16 protein-coding genes are annotated in these 16780 nt (G+C 72.0%); 2 read left to right on the plus strand and 14 right to left on the minus strand.

Features of this window, described 5'->3' with window-relative positions; all coding sequences use genetic code 11:
• Positions 1-304: 304 nt before the first annotated feature.
• The 8 genes from proC to OG494_RS34435 form a co-directional block, all read right to left on the minus strand.
• Complete coding sequence (gene proC / locus OG494_RS34400; RefSeq protein WP_328445863.1) at positions 305-1114, minus strand: pyrroline-5-carboxylate reductase; 810 nt, start codon at positions 1112-1114, stop codon at positions 305-307.
• Positions 1115-1261: 147 nt separating this feature from the next.
• On the minus strand, positions 1262-2032 hold the full coding sequence (locus tag OG494_RS34405; RefSeq protein WP_328459107.1) for a thioesterase family protein: 771 nt from the start codon (positions 2030-2032) through the stop codon (positions 1262-1264).
• Between the two features lie 221 nt (positions 2033-2253).
• Complete coding sequence (locus OG494_RS34410; RefSeq protein WP_328445865.1) at positions 2254-3066, minus strand: sugar phosphate isomerase/epimerase family protein; 813 nt, start codon at positions 3064-3066, stop codon at positions 2254-2256.
• Between the two features lie 74 nt (positions 3067-3140).
• Positions 3141-4838: a hypothetical protein gene (locus OG494_RS34415; protein ID WP_328445867.1), complete on the minus strand. Its 1698-nt coding sequence runs from the start codon at positions 4836-4838 to the stop codon at positions 3141-3143.
• 175 nt (positions 4839-5013) lie between these two features.
• Positions 5014-5997: a Ppx/GppA phosphatase family protein gene (locus OG494_RS34420; protein ID WP_328445869.1), complete on the minus strand. Its 984-nt coding sequence runs from the start codon at positions 5995-5997 to the stop codon at positions 5014-5016.
• Between the two features lie 149 nt (positions 5998-6146).
• Positions 6147-6836 (minus strand): response regulator transcription factor, encoded by a 690-nt coding sequence (locus OG494_RS34425; RefSeq protein ID WP_247060263.1) that lies wholly within the window; start codon positions 6834-6836, stop codon positions 6147-6149.
• Positions 6833-8074 (minus strand): sensor histidine kinase, encoded by a 1242-nt coding sequence (locus OG494_RS34430; protein WP_328445871.1) that lies wholly within the window; start codon positions 8072-8074, stop codon positions 6833-6835. The genes OG494_RS34425 and OG494_RS34430 overlap by 4 nt, the downstream gene beginning before the upstream one ends.
• A 145-nt stretch (positions 8075-8219) precedes the next feature.
• A complete protein-coding gene (locus OG494_RS34435; RefSeq protein ID WP_328445872.1) occupies positions 8220-9089 on the minus strand; it encodes an oxidoreductase in 870 nt (289 codons plus the stop codon).
• Between the two features lie 75 nt (positions 9090-9164).
• Between OG494_RS34435 and OG494_RS34440 the strand changes: the two genes are divergently transcribed.
• A complete protein-coding gene (locus OG494_RS34440; RefSeq protein WP_328445874.1) occupies positions 9165-9806 on the plus strand; it encodes a DNA-binding response regulator in 642 nt (213 codons plus the stop codon).
• The gene (locus OG494_RS34445) at positions 9803-10705 is read left to right on the plus strand and encodes a hypothetical protein (RefSeq protein WP_328445876.1); all 903 of its coding nucleotides are present in this window, start codon (positions 9803-9805) and stop codon (positions 10703-10705) included. The genes OG494_RS34440 and OG494_RS34445 overlap by 4 nt, the downstream gene beginning before the upstream one ends.
• Before the next feature lie 64 nt (positions 10706-10769).
• Here OG494_RS34445 and OG494_RS34450 read toward each other — a convergent pair whose 3' ends face one another.
• From OG494_RS34450 to OG494_RS34475, 6 genes are all read right to left on the minus strand, one after another.
• Positions 10770-11519 (minus strand): phosphoglyceromutase, encoded by a 750-nt coding sequence (locus OG494_RS34450; RefSeq protein ID WP_328445878.1) that lies wholly within the window; start codon positions 11517-11519, stop codon positions 10770-10772.
• Positions 11520-11965: 446 nt separating this feature from the next.
• A complete protein-coding gene (locus OG494_RS34455; protein WP_328445880.1) occupies positions 11966-12862 on the minus strand; it encodes a DUF4349 domain-containing protein in 897 nt (298 codons plus the stop codon).
• 70 nt (positions 12863-12932) lie between these two features.
• Positions 12933-13445 carry a YbjN domain-containing protein gene (locus OG494_RS34460; RefSeq protein ID WP_328445881.1) on the minus strand — a complete coding sequence of 171 codons (513 nt, stop codon included), beginning with the start codon at positions 13443-13445 and terminating at the stop codon, positions 12933-12935.
• The gene (mshA, locus tag OG494_RS34465; protein ID WP_328445883.1) at positions 13442-14746 is read right to left on the minus strand and encodes a D-inositol-3-phosphate glycosyltransferase; all 1305 of its coding nucleotides are present in this window, start codon (positions 14744-14746) and stop codon (positions 13442-13444) included. The genes OG494_RS34460 and mshA overlap by 4 nt, the downstream gene beginning before the upstream one ends.
• A 24-nt stretch (positions 14747-14770) precedes the next feature.
• Entirely contained in the window at positions 14771-15586 is an 816-nt protein-coding gene (locus tag OG494_RS34470; RefSeq protein WP_328445885.1) for an alpha/beta fold hydrolase, read from the minus strand.
• A 3-nt stretch (positions 15587-15589) separates the two neighbouring features.
• On the minus strand, positions 15590-16771 hold the full coding sequence (locus tag OG494_RS34475; RefSeq protein WP_328445887.1) for a L,D-transpeptidase: 1182 nt from the start codon (positions 16769-16771) through the stop codon (positions 15590-15592).
• Between the last annotated feature and the right edge of the window lie 9 nt (positions 16772-16780).

The raw sequence follows: 16780 nt of genomic DNA on the forward strand, positions 1-16780 counted from the left end.
GCGGGACTGGTGGGACTAATGCGACGCCTGTCACCGAGATGGGCTCCTACCAGCGCTAACGCACACCCACTCGCGCGTGCAAGACCGCCACAATCGCCCATAACGATGAATCCGGGCACCATCGAGGTCGAGAGAAGCCTCGTTCGAGCGATGAGAGCCCACTCACCGGCCACCGGCGACGGGCCCGGTGCCGAGATCGCGGGGTACCGGCCGCAGACCGGCTCGAGCGGCCTCGTCGTGGACGGCCGGACCGTTCCCGACCAGCCACTAAGACGACCGGAGACGTGCGCGCCGTGACGCGGGCTCAGCTCTCGTGGGCCTTGCCCAGCGCCTCCGAGCGGTCCTTGGCCGCCTCGATGGCGTCGAGCAGGGCCGCGCGGACGCCGTGCTTCTCCAGCTCGCGGATGGCGTTGATGGTGGTGCCCGCGGGCGACGTCACGGCCTCGCGCAGCAGCACCGGGTGCTCGTCCGACTCGGCGAGCATCTTCGCCGCGCCGACGGCCGACTGGATGATCAGCTGGCCGGCGAGCGCGCGCGGGAGGCCGAGCAGGATGCCGGCGTCGATCATGGCCTCGACCAGGTAGAAGAAGTACGCCGGGCCGGAGCCGGACAATGCCGTGACGGCGTCCTGCTGGGCCTCCGGCACCTCGACGACCTGGCCGACGTGCGAGAGCAGGTCCTTGACCACGGCCAGGTGCTCGGCGGTCGCGTGGCGGCCCGCGGAGATGGCGCTCATGGCCTCGCCGACCAGCATCGGCGTGTTCGGCATCACCCGCACCACGGGCACGCCCTCGGCCAGCCGGCGCTCGTACAGCGACGTCGGCAGCCCCGCGCAGAGCGACACCACCAGCGACGACGGGCCCAGCAGCGGCGCCAGTTCGGCCAGCACGGGATCGATGTCCTGCGGCTTGACGGCCACGACGAGCACGTCGGCCTGCTTGGCGGCGTCCTCGACCTCGACGCCGCGGATGCCGTAGCGGGCCGTCAGCTCCTCGACGCGCGCCGGGTACCGCTCGGTGAAGAGCAGGTCGCCCGGCACGTGACCACCGTGCAGCAGCCCCGAGAGCAACGCCTCGCCGATCTTTCCCGCACCCAGCACCGCGATGACCGTCATGCCGTCAAGCGTGCCAGATCGTCGCTCAGCCGCCCGGGGGCGGGCCTGGGCTCGCCGCGACGCGCCCGGTGGCTCCCGTGACCGACGAGACCGCCCTGACAGCGGCGCCCAGCAGGACCGCCGGCACCAGCCCGGCCGGACCCGCGCTCAGCCGCCCGGGGCCGGGGCGAGGCCCAGCTGCCGGGCCTGGCAGACCAGCCGGCCCTGGGCGTCGATCACCGTGGCGTCCGAGTCGAACCACGACTCGTGCACCGACCGGGACTCGACGATGACCCGCAGCCAGCCCGGGGCCGGGCGGGTGCGCAGCAGGGCCGTCAGCTGGACCGTCGGAGCCCAGCCGATGCGGCCCAGGTTCATCACCACCGGCGGGTTGACGTCCGACGCCAGGAGCGTGAAGTACGGGTCGACCAGGCCGTGGCGCGGCCGGACCCACAGGCGCATCCGCGGCGGCTCACCCGTCCGGCCGGACAGGTAGCCCGCGGTCGCCGGGTCGAGCCGGACGTCGCAGCCCTTGGCCAGGTTGAACGGGCCCTCGGGGCTCTCCGGCATGGTCAGCGCCCCCGGCGACGGCTCGGCGGGCATCGACGGCACGTCGGTCCACTCCGGGCGCCGCACCGGCAGCCGGCCGGTGGTCACGCGCGCCTCGACGCAGCTGCGGCCGCGCTGCTCCAGCCGGACCTCGACGACCGTCGCGCGGCGGCCGACCTTGCGGACGTCCGTGCGCAGCAGCACCGGGCCGAGCGCGGGCGCGTGCAGGAACTCCGCGCTGACGACCAGGGGCTCGGCGTGCGGCTCCCCGCGTTCGTGCAGCGCGGCGATCCCCGCCTTGGCCAGCAGGGCCAGCAGGAACCCCCCGTGCGGATGGGACCCGATGGCCCACTCCGCGCGCAGCACCGCGGTGAAGGTGCCGTCCCCCATCGACCGCGTCGCGGTCGCCGTGTCGAAGGACACGGCGGTGCCGTCCGTTGCGCTCACGAACGCGCGGTCCCGTCCGTACCCACGGTCCCGATCGGGGAAAACAGGTCCGGACCGGGGATGGCGGAGATCAACGAGCGCAACGTGTTCACAGTCGGAACTTTACGTGTTCACGTGCCCGATTCGGTGGCGGGAGTAGTCGTGTCCTGTCGGAACGTGCTCAGTTACTGCCCCAGGTGGAAGCGTGCGAACAGCAGCGCCTCGGCGAGGTCGCGGACGCGCTGGGCCTGCGTGAGCGCGTGCCGGGTGTTGATCTCCAGCACGATCTGGCCGGCGAAACCGTTGCTGACCAGCTTCTCCAGCAGCGACGCGCACGGCTGGCCGCCGCGGCCGGGCACCATGTGCTCGTCCTTCGGGATGCCGGTGCCGTCGGCCAGGTGGACGTGGGTGAGGCCCTCCCCCATCCGCTGCGCCAGCGCCAGCGCGTCCATCCGCGCCGCCGCCGTGTGCGACAGGTCGAGCGTGTAGTGCCGGAACCCGACGTCCGTGGGATCGATCGACGGCCGGAACGCCGACACGCGCGAGTTCTTCGACCCGCCGGGCGGCCGGACCTTGAACATGTTCTCGACGGCGATCTCGACGCCGCTGGACTCCTCCAGCTCGTCGACGAGGTCGCCGAACGCGTCGCCGTAGCGGCGCTGCCAGCGGAACGGCGGGTGCACGACGACGGTCCGCGCGCCGAGCTCCACCGCGGCGTCGACCGACATCCGCAGCCGCACCACCGGGTCCGGCGACCAGATCCGCTGGGTGATCAGCAGCGACGGCGAATGGATCGACAGCACGGGCACACCGGTGCGGCGTGACCAGCGGCGCAGGGCCGCGACGTCCTGGCTGACCGCGTCGGCCCAGACCATCACCTCGACGCCGTCGTAACCGAGCTCGGCGGCCAGCTCGAACGCCGAGCCGGCCTTGAGCGGCCACACCGACGCCGTGCTGAGCCCGACGGGCACCGGCTTCTCGTCTGTCACGCCGGACATCCTGCCTCGTCACCGAGGGTGGGCCGCACGGCCGGGCCGGGAAGGGGATCCAGGTCTCATCCTCTACCCGGCGATCAGCGTCCGACCAGCAACAACGCCGCCGGTGAGACGGTCACCACCAAGCCGACCAACACGGCGAGCACGGTGGTCTGCAGGTCCTCGGCGCGGCGGATCTTCCGCACGATCCAGACCAGCGCGACGACCACCAGCACGGCCGCGACCAGCGCGGCGGCCGGGATGTTCACCCACAGCCAGTTGAAGCCCAGCCAGACGGCGGCCCCGCCGACGACGCCGAGGGCGAGCTGCCCGGCCAGGCCGAGCCACTGCTTGCCCGGCGAGCCCGCGGGCGCCGGCTCGGCGGCCGGTTCGGGCGCGTCGTCGTACTCGTCGTCTTCGTAGCCGTCGCCCTGTTCGTACCCGTAGTCGTCCTGCTCGAAGTCCGGGCCGTCGGCCGGGTAGCCGGGCTCGGCGAACTCGCGCTCGTAGGGCTCCAGGTCGTCCGGGATCGGCGTCCGCGAGGCGCGGTCGCCGGGCGCGAACGGCATCGGCGGCGGGTAGGTGCCGGTCGGCGGGCCCGCGTCGTAGGCGGCCTGGTAGCCGCTGCCTTCGGGAGCGAAACCGTCGTCCGGCTCGAAGTCGTCGTCGGGGTAGCCGTCGTCCGGAGCGTCGGCGGGCACCACCGGCATGACACCGATCTCGGTGTCCTCCATCTGCTCCTTCTGGCGGCGCTTGCGCCAGTTGGCGAGGCCCGCGGGCGTGGAGATGTCCGGGGTCTCGGGCTGCGGCTTGCCCTTCTTCGGCCGGGCCGGGGGCGGCGGCTCTTCGTCGGGGACGGCGGAGAACTGCTCGGTGTAGGCCTCCTGCTTCGGCTGCGGACGGCGCGACGGGGCACGGCGCGGCGGTCCGGGCGGCGCGGCGAACGTGCCGCTGGCCATCGGCCCGGGAGGCCCGGGAGGCCCGCCAGGACCGGCTGGGCCGCCGAGGCCGTCCACGTCGGCGTCCGGGGTGCCGTTGAGCCCGTCGAGCCGGGCCGACAGCGGGCTGCCGGGCGGCGGCGGGGTCGGCAGCTGCTGCGAAGGCTGCGGCGGCGGGGGCGGGCGGCGCCGGACCGGCGGCACGGCTGCCCGCGTCTCCTCGGCCGCCGGCGGGGGCGGCGGGGGCACCGGAAGCTGCTGGGACGGCTGGGGCAGCTGCTGGGACGGCTGCTGCGGGGGTGGCGGCTGGCGGCGCGGCGCACGCGGCGGCACCGGCAGCTGGGCCGACTCCTGCGGCCGCTGCGGCGCCGGCGGCTGAGCGGGCTCCGGGCGCCCGAACTGCCCGGACTCCTGGGGCGGCGCCGGGCGGTTGAACTGGCCCGACTCCTGCGGGACCGGGCGCGCGTACTGCCCGGACTCGGGGCCGGGGCGGCCCGGGGGCTGCGGCGGCCGCGGCAACGGCTGCGAGTCCGGCGGGACCACGCGGGGCGCGGGCGGCGGCGGGGGTGGCGGCTCGGAACGGCGCCGGCCACCCGCCGGACGGGCGGGCGGAGCGGGGGGCGGCGGGACCGTGCCCTCGGAGTTGACCCGGTCGATGATCGCCTGCGGGCCGGTGTCGCCGATCCCCGGCCGCCGGTGCGTGCCGGTCGGGCCGGGCGGCTCCGGGGTGGCCGGTTCGTCGTCGTCATCGACGGCGCGACGTCGGCGGCGGCGTCCGCCGTCGACCTGCGCACCGTGCTGGGCGAGCAGCTCAGCCACGGTCTTCTGCGGCTGGTCGCCTCCGGTCTGGTCCGTCATACCTGGTAATCCCTCGCGCGCACCGAGTTGTCAGGGCCGGCACCTCGGGAGGCTCCCGACGGCACGCCGGCGGCGCAGCGCGCGCTGTACGTCGTCCTCTGCATGTCCGTCACCTCTCCATCGTGCCCGTGCTTCAAGCAAAACACCGTCGCGGGCGAAGTCCAGTCGTCTGCTTTCACCGGTCCTCCTGTGCGCCGAAGCGCGCCACGAGCGCGGCTCCAGTTTCATCCGCGCCGGTGGAATGGTCCAGCCGCCGCAGGATGACACCTTCTCGCAGAGCCCACGGGCAAATCTCGAGTTCCGGCACGCCGAGCGCCCGCATCGTGGCCTGCGCGACGAGCGCGCCCGCCACCAGCTGGTGCGATCGGCTCGAACTGACCCCCTCGAGCTGCGCCAGATCGGCCGAGGGCATCCGCGAGATGAAGGCCAGGAGCTGGCGCAAAGCGGTGTCCGAGAGCGTACGGCGCGCTCGCGGGCCCGCGGCCGAGGGGGCGGCGCCGGTCAGCCGGGCCAGCGACCGGAACGTCTTCGACGTCGCGACGACGCGATCCGGTTCACCCCATTTGGTGATCTTCCGCGCGAGATCGGTGAGCTGGTCGTCGAGCCAGGCCGACGTCGCGACGAGCTCCGAGCGCGTCGGCGGGTCGTGCCGGAAGCGGGTCCGGGTGGTGCGGCCGGCGCCCAGCGGCAGCGATTCGGCCAGCACGGGCTCTTCGTCGCGGCCCATCGCGATCTCCAGCGAGCCGCCGCCGATGTCGAGCACCAGCAGCTGCCCGGCCGACCAGCCGTACCAGCGGCGGACGGCGAGGAAGGTCAGCCGGGCTTCGTCGGTGCCGGAGAGGACCTGCAGCTCGACACCCGTCTCGTCGGCCACGCGGGCCAGCACTTTCGCCGAGTTCTTGGCTTCGCGGACGGCGGAGGTGGCGAACGCCATGACCGCTTCGCAGCCGAGCCGGACGGCCGCCGCCTTGGCGGATTCGACCGCGGTCACGAGCTCGTCCGCACCGGTCTTGCTGAGGTCTCCGGTGCGGGTGATCCGCTCGGCCAGCCGGAGCACGGACTTCTCGGAATGCATCGGGGTCGGGTGGGCGCCACGGTGGGCGTCGACCACGAGCAGGTGGACGGTGTTGGAACCGACGTCGAGTACCCCTAGGCGCACGGGGGTCCAGCGTACCGGCCCGAGCGTCAGGTCTCGAACATGTAACCAACAACACTCGGTCCGGCCAAGGCCGCACTTTCGCCGTGAAAGTGTTCCGGAGTTACCACCTCCGGTACACTTTCACGGCGAAAGTGCGGCTTACGAGGGCTTTACGTCTCGAACTTGTAGCCCAGCCCGCGCACCGTCACGAGGTGCCGCGGCGAACCCGGGTCCGGCTCGATCTTCGAGCGCAGGCGCTTCACGTGGACGTCGAGGGTCTTGGTGTCGCCGACGTAGTCCGCGCCCCACACCCGGTCGATCAGCTGGCCGCGGGTGAGCACCCGGCCGACGTTGCGGAGCAGGTACTCGAGCAGGTCGAACTCCTTGAGCGGGAGCGAGACCTCCTCACCGTCGACCGTCACCACGTGGCGTTCGACGTCCATCCGGACCGGGCCCGCCGAGAGCACCAGCGGGGCCAGCTCGCCCTCGGCGCCGGGCTCGCCGCCGCGGCGCAGCACCGCGCGGACCCGCGCGATCAGCTCACGCGCCGAGTACGGCTTGGTGACGTAGTCGTCCGCGCCCAGTTCCAGGCCGACGACCTTGTCGATCTCGCTGTCGCGCGCGGTCACCATGATCACCGGCACCGCGGAGCGCTGGCGCAGCTGCTTGCAGACGTCCGTGCCGCTCATGCCCGGCAGCATCAGGTCGAGCAGGACGATGTCGGCGCCGTTGCGGTCGAACTCCTCCAGCGCGGCCTGGCCGGTGCCGGCCACCGCGGCGGTGAACCCTTCCTTCCGCAGCAGGAAGGCGAGCGGGTCGGCGAACGACTCCTCGTCTTCGACGATGAGAACCCTGGTCACAGGTTTCCTCCATGATCTGGGCTTTCCTGCCCGGTAACCACGAGCCTCTGGGTGCGCTCGGGGGTCTTCTCCTGCCGTGGTGCCGGCGAGGTCTTGGCCGCCCGCGCCGGCTCGGGGGCCGGTTCGGGGCTGACGTGCGCGGGGATGCGGAGGGTGAACGTCGAGCCGGTGCCCGGCCGGCTCCACAGGCCGACCGAACCGCCGTGGTTGGCCGCGACGTGCTTGACGATCGCCAGGCCGAGCCCGGTGCCGCCGGTGGCGCGCGAGCGGGCCTTGTCGGCGCGGTAGAAGCGCTCGAACACGCGGGTCTGCTCGTCCTCGGGGATGCCGATGCCGCGGTCGGTGACGGCGATCTCGACCATGCCGTCGGCCAGCCGCCTGCTGATGGACACCGGGCTGCCGGCCGGCGAGTACGCGACGGCGTTCTCCAGCAGGTTCGACAGCGCCGTGACCAGCAGCGTGCGGTCGCCCTCGATGAGCAGGCCGCTGGCCGGGTCGGTGGTGATGCTGATGTCGGCGGACTCCGCCGAGAGCGTCGTGCGGCCGAGGGATTCGCGGACGACGGCGTCGACTTCGACGACGTTGAGGTCCGGCAGCCGCTCGGCCCCCTGCAGCCGGGAAAGCGCGATCAGCTCGGTGACGAGCTGGCCGAGGCGGGTCGACTCGCGCAGGATCTTGCTGCCGAAGCGGCGGACCTCCTCGACGTCCTCGGCGGCGTCGAGGACGGCCTCGGTGAGCAGCGCGATCGCGCCGACCGGGGTCTTGAGCTCGTGGCTGACGTTGGCGACGAAGTCGCGGCGCACGGCCTCCAGCCGGATGGCCTCGGAGTGGTCGACCGCCTCGACGACGGTGAAGCCGTCGCCGAGGGGCCGGACCTGGCCGAGCACCGCCTCCGGCTGCCGGCCGCGCGCTTCCAGCGGCGAGAGGTCGATCTCCAGCGCCTCGTCGGTTTCGACGACCTGTTCGGCGGCCTTGCGGGCCCGCGGGTCGGCCTGGTTGACCCGGACCAGGCCGAGCTCGTAGGCCCGCGGGTTGTGCAGCACCATGTCGCCGAACTTGTTGAGCACGACGACGCCGTTGTGGGAGGACCGGACCAGGCGCTCCAGGAGCTCCGCGACGGTCGGGCCCGGCGGGCGGGCCTCTTCGCGGCGGGTTCGCGCCCGCGCGAGGAGGTAACCGACCACCGCACCGGCCACCAGGGCGCCGATGGCCAGTGCGAGTGAAACAGGCGTGGTCACGGGCCGATCGTAAGCGCTGTTGTGGCCCTTCGGCCTAGCGTTGTCCGCCCAGTCGTGAGCACCGCGACACCTGAGGACGACTTGTTCGCCCGGGTGTCAGCCCACGTTCACCCGGCCGATTCCCGAGCGAGACATTCCGGGTGAATCAGTTGTCCCGTTCGAGTGTCTTCAGATCCTCGTCGGTGAGTTCCAGGGCCGCCGCGGCGACGTTCTGCTCGAGGTGCGCGACGTCGCCGGTGCCCGGGATCGCGAGCACGTGCGGGCCCTGGTGCAGGGTCCAGGCGAGCCGGATCTGCGCCGGGGTGGCGTCGTGGCGCTTCGCGACCTCCGCGACCCGCGCGTCCTCACCCGTTCCGCTGGCGACGGCGAAGAACGGCACGAAGGCGATGCCGTGGTCGGCGCACAGCCGGACGAGCTCGTCGTCCTCCCGGCGCGCGGTCAGGCCGTACTGGTTCTGCACGCAGACGACCGGCGCGATCGCCAGGGCCTCGGTCAGGTGATCCGGGCCGACGTTGGAGATGCCCAGCTCGCGGATCAGCCCCTTCTCCCGGAGGTCGGCGAGCGCGCCGAAACCGTCGGCGAGGGAGCCGGTGCCGCGGTCGAGGCCTTCGCCGATGCGGTAGTTGGCGACGTCGAGGTGGTCCAGACCCAGCTCGCGCAGGTTCTGCTCGACCTGTGCGCGCAGCTGCTCGGGCCGGGCCGTGAAGAAGGTGCCCTCGAAGTCGCGGCCGGGACCGACTTTGGTGGTGAGCACCAGGTTGTCGTACGGCGCGAGGGCGCTGTTGATGAGTTCGTTCGCCGCGCGCGGGCCGGCGAAGTAGAAGGAAGCGGTGTCGATGTGGTTCACGCCGAGCTCGACGGCGCGGCGGAGCACCGCGATGGACGTCTCGCGGTCGCGGACGCCGCCGTCCGAAGTGGACATCAGGCGCATCGCGCCGTAACCGAGCCGGTTGACTTCGAAGGAGCCGAGCTTCCAGGTGCCCGCCGCGGCGGCGGGAAGGGTGTTCGTGGTCATGCCTCCAGCTTCGCCACGTGGCCGGATCCGGGCCGGGTTTGGCAGTTTGCTGCCACGCAGCGGACACTCGAAGGTGTGGAAAAGGTGACGGACGTCGTCGTGGTGCGCGGCGAAGCGGAGCTGTTCGAGCGGACGAAGCACCTGTTCGCGGCGGCGACCGAGGTTTCGTGCGCGGCGCGGGACCTGCATACGTGGGCGACGGCGCACCCGAGCGCGCCCGAGCGGGAGCAGGCGGTGCGGGAGCACACGACCGTGCGCAAGGTCTACCAGCCCGGCGTGCTGCTCGACCCCGAGCTGGCGGAGCACCTGCGGTTCATGACCACGCACGGCGCGCGCATCCGGATCACCGAACGCGAGATCAACGAGACGATCCTGCTCGACCGCCGGATCGCGATCGTGGCCGGCGACCGCGTCGGCCACGTCCGCAGCTACACCGTCGTCAGCAACCCGGAGCTGGTCCAGGGCATCCAGTCGCTGTTCGAGGCGGCCTGGGCCGGCGCCACCGACCTCGCGGCCTACCAGGCGCGGTTCACCGAGCTCGGTGGGCGGGAGATCCTCGAGCAGCTGGCGTCGGGCTGCAAGGACGAGGTGGCCGCCCGCACGCTCGGCGTCGGCCTGCGGACCTACCGGCGCCGCGTCGCCGAGCTGATGGAGATCCTCGGCGCGTCCTCGCGGTTCCAGGCCGGTGCGCTGGCCCGCGAAGCCGGGCTTCTGTGAGGCGAGCGCTGCTGGCGCTGGTCCTCGCGACGGCGGCGTGCTCGGTGTGCTCGGCGTGCTCTTCGGCCGTCCCGGGCACAGCCGCGGCGATCCCGGGCGCGGAGAACCTCGCGGTGATCGACGCCCCGGGTACGGCCGCCGCGCTCGCCGCCGTGAAGACCGCGGCCGAAGCGGTCTTCACCTACGACTCCGCGGATCCGGCCGCGTTCGGCAAGACCGCCGACGCGCATCTCACGGGCGCCGCCAAAGCGCAGTATGCGACGCTGTTCGCGCAGGTCAAGAGCAGCCCGCAGCGGGTCCGCCTGACCACCCGGGTGCTGGTGTCCGCGGCCCTCGAGCTGACCGGGAACCGGGTGCGGGCGCTGACCGTGCTCGAACAGGTCAACGGGACGACGAAGGGCCTGGCGACGGTCGCGTTCACCGCGCTCAAGGCGAACGGCGCCTGGCGGCTCTCCGACATCGCGGTGAGCCCGGCCCAGGCGCCGCCCGCGCCGCACCCAGCCGACGGCAGCCCGGCCGGCCTGCGCGACTCGGCGCTGACCGGGGCGCGGACCGCCGTGAACGCGCTGGCCTCGGCGGACAGCGCCGATCCCGAAGGCACCTACGCACGGGCCGAAGCCGTCGCCGCCGAGCCGCTGCTGAGCGAGTACCGCCGGTCGAAGGCCGCCTACGTCGACGGGATCCGCAAGGGCGGGGTGCGCGCCGTCGTCCCGCCGGACCTGATGACCGGCGTGACGTCGGTCACCGGCGACAAGGCGACGGTGCTGCTCTACGCGAACCTGCAGGTGACGGACGCGGCGGGCCAGGTGACCACCAAGCCCGTGACGGCCACGCTCGACATCGTCCGCGCGAGCGGCTTCTGGAAGGCGACCGCGATCCAGGCCGTCACCGGCTCCTGAAAGCCGTGAAGGGCACCTTCAGGGACATAGAGTCCCTGAAGGTGCCCTTCACGGCTTTGGCGTGTCAGCGGCCCTGGTTCGCGACCGCGGCCGCGGCTTCCTTGGCGGCGGCCGGGTCGAGGTACTCGCCGCCCGGCTTCACCGGCTCGAGGTCGTCGGTGAGGTCGTAGCGCAGCGGGATGCCGGTCGGGATGTTGAGGCCCGCGATGTCGGCGTCCGAGATCCCGTCGAGGTGCTTGACGAGCGCGCGCAGCGAGTTGCCGTGCGCGGCGACCAGCACGGTCTTGCCCGCGCGCAGGTCCGGCACGATCGCGGACTCCCAGTACGGCAGCAGGCGCGCGACGACGTCCTTGAGGCACTCGGTCAGCGGGGCGCTGTCGCCGAGGTCCGCGTACCGGGCGTCGCCGGCCTGGCTCCACTCGTCCTTCGGGTCGATCGCCGGCGGCGGGGTGTCGTACGAGCGGCGCCAGAGCATGAACTGCTCCTCGCCGAACTCGGCCAGCGTCTGCTTCTTGTCCTTGCCCTGCAGCGCGCCGTAGTGGCGCTCGTTGAGCCGCCAGTCGCGCTTCACCGGGATCCAGTGCCGGTCCGCGGCGTCGAGGGCGATGTTCGCGGTCGAGATCGCGCGCCGCAGCAGCGAGGTGTGCACCACGTCCGGCAGCAGTGCGGCGTCGGCCAGCAGCTGCCCACCCTTGCGGGCTTCGCCCTCGCCCTGCTCCGAAAGGGGTACGTCCACCCAGCCGGTGAACAGGTTTTCCGCGTTCCACGTGCTCTGCCCGTGCCGGAGCAGCACCAACGTCCCAAGTTCGCCCATGGGGTCCAGCCTGCCAGAACGGACCACGGCGCCCGCTGGTGACCTCCCAGGTCTGGGGTTTTCCCCAGCCGACCTACACAGAGTGCGTTACCGCGGAGTAACACCTTCACCCGATGACAAGACCACCTGCCAACAAGGGACAAATTCGGTGCAACATGCTGCACTGCGTTATCGGTCTGCGCAAAGTTCACTCGAACGGACTAGTGTGTAGTCTTGTGATTACAGGTCGAGTTCTGACAGGTTGACTTACGTCCCGAGCGGCCGGATTCCACGCACTCCCCGGCCGGTTTCGGGCTTTGACCGCGGCTCGTCTCCCCCCTGCCGAGCCGCGGCCCGCCGGCCCCGTTGGCACCCCCCTCGTCACCGGGTCCTGATCGGCGGGAACTTCAGCGGGGCGGCTCGAGATCGCGACTCCCCCCTCCCTCGAGCCGTCCCGCCTGCCCGCTTCACACCTCGGGCGTCACGGGCACCGGCCGCGAAGCGCGGCGACGGCGGTGCAGCCACCAGCCCAGCACGGCGAGCGGGCCGATGATGAGCAGGAACGGCGCGATCGCGCCCAGCACCGTCAGCAGGCCGCCGCCGAAGACGAGGAACGCGTCCCAGCCGCCGGCCAGGCCGCCGACGAATCCACTGTGGTCTTCCGTGGCGGGCGGCGGCGCGGCCACACTCCGGATGGTCATCGCGACGGTCGACATCGCGACGCTGCCGGCGAGCGAATTCCGTTGCTGTTCGAGAGATTCGAGGGTCGCTTCGCGACTCGTGAGCTCACTTTCCACCGAAGCGATCTCCGACACCGACGTCGCCTTCGCGAGCAGCGCGCGAATCCGCTCCACGGACGCCCGTTGTGTCGCCAGCCGCGCTTCGACGTCGATGGTCTGCTCGGTGACGTCCTGGGTGTTCATCTCCCGCCGCACCAGGTTGGTGCCCAGGTGGGAAAGCTGGTCGAGCACGCCGTCCAGCTTCTCGGCCGGCACGGCGAGGCTGAGCGTCGCCGTGCTCTCGCCGGTGCTCTCCTGGCCCGTGTAACCCCCGGCGCCCTGCGCGATCCCCCGGGCCTCGGCGACGACGTCGGTGACCTTCGTGGCGGTCAGTTCGAGCCGCGCGCTGCGCGAGAGCTTGCGATCGGCCGCCCCGGCCTGCGGCGCGGGGACCTGCTGCCCCTTGTTCGTCTCGGCCTTCCCGTTCCCCGCGGTCCCCTGCTGCGGTTGCTGGGGCACCGCCGGGGCCGGGCCGATCCCGGCGCTGTCCGCCGAGGACGACGTGCCGCTCTCGTTCGCCGAGCAGCCGGCCAGCACAAAAGCCACGCCCGCGACCGCGAACAGGGTTCTCCATCGAGTCCGCATCCTGCGTCTCCCTCCAGTTTCGACTGGCGGTGAGACGGATGTCCGGTTCAGCCCCGTTGCACGGGCCGGGTCACGACTCGGTCAAGCCGGGTTCGTGCGGCTTCGCGGGTCCGACGAGGTGCTTGAACGCCTCGAGATTGGCCAGGGACTCGCCGCGGGAAACGCGCCAGTCCCACTCGCGCTTGATCGACGTCGCGAAGCCGATCTCCAGCAGCGCGTTGAAGTCGCCGTCGGCGGCCTCGAGGACCTGGCCGAGCACCTTGTCGAGCTCGTCGGCGCTCAGCGTCTCCTTGCCGAACCGGCCGACCAGGTAGATGTCGCCGAGATTGTCCACTGTGTAGTGCACGCCGTAGAGCTTCGCGTTGCGCTGCAACAGGAACCGGTAAACGTCCTCATGGGACTCGTCGGGACGCCGGCAGACGAACGCTTCCACGGAGAACGCGTGGTCGCCGTCGACGAGCCACGCGTTGGTCTGCAGCTTCTTCGTGCCCGGCAGCGTGACGAAGTACTTTCCCGGGCCACGCCGGTCGTACTCGAGCCCCGCTTCGTCCAAAGTGGACTTGATCAGCTCGTCGAGACTCACACCGCCACCTCCGCGCGCAGCTCCAGGGCGCGGGAGAACGCGCTGGTGGCCTGAGCATAGATGTCGAGCAGCGCGTCCGTCGTACGACGCCAGGAGAAGTGCCGTGCGTGCAGGGCGGCGTTGGCGCCGAGCTCGGCGCACCGGTCCGGGCGCAGCGCGATCGCGGCCAGCGCGTCCGCCCACTCGTCGGCGCCGTGCCCGGGCACCAGCAGCCCGGAGACGCCGTGCGGCACCGCCATCGGCAACCCGCCGACGTCGGCGGCGACCACCGGCGTCCCGCAGGCCTGCGCCTCCAGCGCGACCAGCCCGAACGACTCGTTGTAGCTGGGCACCGCGACGACGTCGGCGGCGCGGAAGACCCGGGCGAGCGCCTCGCCCGGCTGCGGCGGCAGGAACCGGACCTGCCGCTCGATACCGAGCGACACGGCGAGTTCGCGCAGCGCCTGCGGCTGCTCCAGCCCGGTGCCGGACGGCCCGCCGACGATCAGCACGATCAGCTTCGACGCCAGTTCGGGGCGCCGTCGCAGCAGCGCTTCGGCGGCGTACAGCAGGACGTCCGGCGCCTTCAGCGGCTGGATCCGGCCGGCGAACGCCAGCACGACGGCGTCGTCGGGCAGCCCGAGCTCGGCGCGTGCGAGGTTCTTCGGGCCGGGGGTGAAGCGTTCGAGGTCGACCCCCGGCGGCACGGCGTGCACCGCGTGCGGCTCGGCGCCGTAGAGGTCGATGAGCTGCCGCGCTTCGACCGGGGTGTTGGCGACCAGCCTGTCCGCCTCGGCGACGACCTGCTCCTCGCCGATCACGCGCAGGCGCGGCTCGGGCTTGTCACCCTCGGCGAGCGCGGCGTTCTTCACCTTCGCCAGGGTGTGCGCGGTGTGCACCAGCGGCACGGACCAGCGGTCGCGGGCGAGCCAGCCGACCTGGCCCGAGAGCCAGTAGTGCGAGTGGATGAGGTCGTAGTAGCCGGGCTCGTGGAACGCCTCGGTGCGCAGCACGCCGGAGGTGAACGCGCACAGCTGCGCGGGCAGCTCGTCGCGGCTCAGCGGCTCGAAGGGCCCCGCCTGCACGTGCCGGACGGTCACGCCCGGCGCCAGCTCGACCTTCGGCGGCTGGTCCGACGCCGTCGCGCGGGTGAACACCTCGATCTCGACCCCGCGGCGGGCCATCTCGGTCGCCGTCTGGCTGACGTAGACGTTCATCCCGCCCGCGTCGCCGGTCCCTGGCTGTTCGAGCGGCGAAGTGTGCACGGACAGCACCGCTACCCGGCGCGGCGCAGCACGGAACCCCCGGATGGAGCTGGTCACCTGTCTCGTCTCCCGCGTTCTACGTCAGCATTCCTCGGCGAACTGCCGGAGCACCGCGTCGAACTCCTCCGCGGTCTCGGCGAAGGGCGCATGACCCCCGCCAAGGAACCAACGTCCGGTGGCCCCCGGAATCTTCCCGACGGCGTACTTCATCGCCGCGGCGTCGATCACCCGATCGCTCGAGCCGTGCAGGACCAGGGCCGGCTTGTCGACCGTGGCCAGCACTTCTTCACTGCCGATGTTCCGCCGGAAGAGGGCGGACCGCACCGCGGGCGGCACGCTGAGAGAAGCGCCGAGCAGAGCTTGGGCCTGGGTACCGGGGATCGGCCGGGTCACCATGTCGCGGCTGAACGCCGTGAGCGCCGGGAGCGCGATGTCCGGATCGTCCGAAAGCATCGCGCGCATGTGCTCCCGCATCAGCGGGCCGATGGTCCCGCCCGGCCGGTCCGGGCCGATCTCGGTGATCGCGCCGACGAGCACGAGCCCGCGCAGCCGTGCGGTGCCGTGCACCCGGATGTGGTCGGTCAGCACCAGACCGCCGTAGGACCAGGCGACCACGATCGCGTCCGGGCCGGCGAAGTCGAGCACCGCGGCGAGGTCGTCGGCCCAGACCACCGGGTCGTCGTACCCCGTGGCCGGCACGTCGGACGCGCCGTGCCCGCGCAGGTCCATCGCGACCAGGCGGAACCGCTCGGTCAGCGCCGGGTCGGCGAGCTGCGCGGCCCAGCAGCCGGACGACTGCGCCCAGCCGTGCACGAACACGATCGGCCTGCTGTTCTCCGCACCCTCGACCCGCAGGCCGAGACGCGTCCCGCCGTGTCCGACGACTTCGGTCCGCATCGGCTACTTGGCGCCCAGCGCCTGCCAAGCCGACCAGGAGTAGTTCCAGTCCTTGACGTCCGAGGCCATCGGCGCGCCCAGCTTGGAGCCGGTGATCTCGACCGGGTCGCCGACCAGCGCGGAGTCGAAGTAGTCCTTGGCGTCGGCCTCGAGCAGGTTGACGCAGCCGTGGGAGTTGTTGGTCTTCCCGATGTTGGCCGCGTTGTCCTGGTTCTCGTGGATGTACTCGCCGTGGTTGGAGAACCGGCAGGCCCACTTCTTGTTGACGTTCGTGTAGCCGTAGCGGGCGTTGTCGAAGACCGCCGTCGGCTCCTTGCTCATCACGATGTAGGTGCCGTTCGGGGTGTTGCGGTCGACCTCGGCGTCCAGCCCGTTCGCGCACGGGTAGCTCTTGACCTGCGCACCACCGCGGTAGACGTGCATCTGGTGCTCGGGGGTGTTGACCTTGACCACCTGGTTGCGGCCGATCTTGAACTTCGTGGTGACGTCGGCCTTGCCGTACGCGCCGCCGCCCAGCTCGACGCCGTACAGCTTCGCCTCGACGTTCACCGTGATGTTCTGCGGCCAGTACTCTTTGGGCCGGTAGTCGACCTGGCTGTCGGACAGCCAGCCCCAGGCGCCTTCGACGGTCTTGTCCGTCTTCACGGACAGGGCCTTCTCGACGGCCGCGCGGTCCTTGACCGGCGACGCGAACTTGACGCTGATCGGCATGGCCACGCCGACCTGGGCGTTGTCGGCCGGGTTGAGCGTGGCGCGGACCTGCTTCGCCGGACTGACCGTGCTGAACGTGCCGGTGAACTCGACCGGCTTGCCGTCGCTGCCGGTGGCCTTGGCCGCGTAGGTGTACTTCTTGCCGTAGCCGAGCGGCTCGGAGCTGGTCCAGGTGAGGCCGTCGGGCGAGGTGTCACCCTTGAGGTCCTTGCCGCCGTCGGCGGTGACCTTGCACTCGGTGAGCTTGCCGTCGGCGACCTTGAGCACGACGGGCTTGAGGACCGAGGCGTCCTTGGCGTCGGCGGCCGGCTCGGCCGTGATCTTCGCCACCGGCTGCGCGCCGCCGCCCTCGCCGTCGGCGTTCGCCGCCCCGGTGGGCAGCGCGGTGCCGTCGTTCGTGCCCGAACACGCCGCGACGACCACAGCGGCCCCCGCCGCGAGAGCCGCCTTGAAGACCAAGCGCCGTTCGATCACGAAATCCTC

Origin of the sequence: Amycolatopsis sp. NBC_00438, assembly GCF_036026695.1 — a bacterium.
In the GTDB taxonomy this organism is placed as follows: domain Bacteria; phylum Actinomycetota; class Actinomycetes; order Mycobacteriales; family Pseudonocardiaceae; genus Amycolatopsis.

Bases quoted from the DNA above. Each gene is read 5' to 3' on its own strand.
- proC (WP_328445863.1), bottom strand. From the start codon at position 1,114: ATGACGGTCATCGCGGTGCTGGGTGCGGGAAAGATCGGCGAGGCGTTG.
- OG494_RS34405 (WP_328459107.1), bottom strand. From the start codon at position 2,032: ATGGGGGACGGCACCTTCACCGCGGTGCTGCGCGCGGAGTGGGCCATC.
- OG494_RS34410 (WP_328445865.1), bottom strand. From the start codon at position 3,066: ATGTCCGGCGTGACAGACGAGAAGCCGGTGCCCGTCGGGCTCAGCACG.
- OG494_RS34415 (WP_328445867.1), bottom strand. From the start codon at position 4,838: ATGACGGACCAGACCGGAGGCGACCAGCCGCAGAAGACCGTGGCTGAG.
- OG494_RS34435 (WP_328445872.1), bottom strand. From the start codon at position 9,089: ATGACCACGAACACCCTTCCCGCCGCCGCGGCGGGCACCTGGAAGCTC.
- OG494_RS34450 (WP_328445878.1), bottom strand. From the start codon at position 11,519: ATGGGCGAACTTGGGACGTTGGTGCTGCTCCGGCACGGGCAGAGCACG.
- OG494_RS34455 (WP_328445880.1), bottom strand. From the start codon at position 12,862: ATGCGGACTCGATGGAGAACCCTGTTCGCGGTCGCGGGCGTGGCTTTT.
- OG494_RS34470 (WP_328445885.1), bottom strand. From the start codon at position 15,586: ATGCGGACCGAAGTCGTCGGACACGGCGGGACGCGTCTCGGCCTGCGG.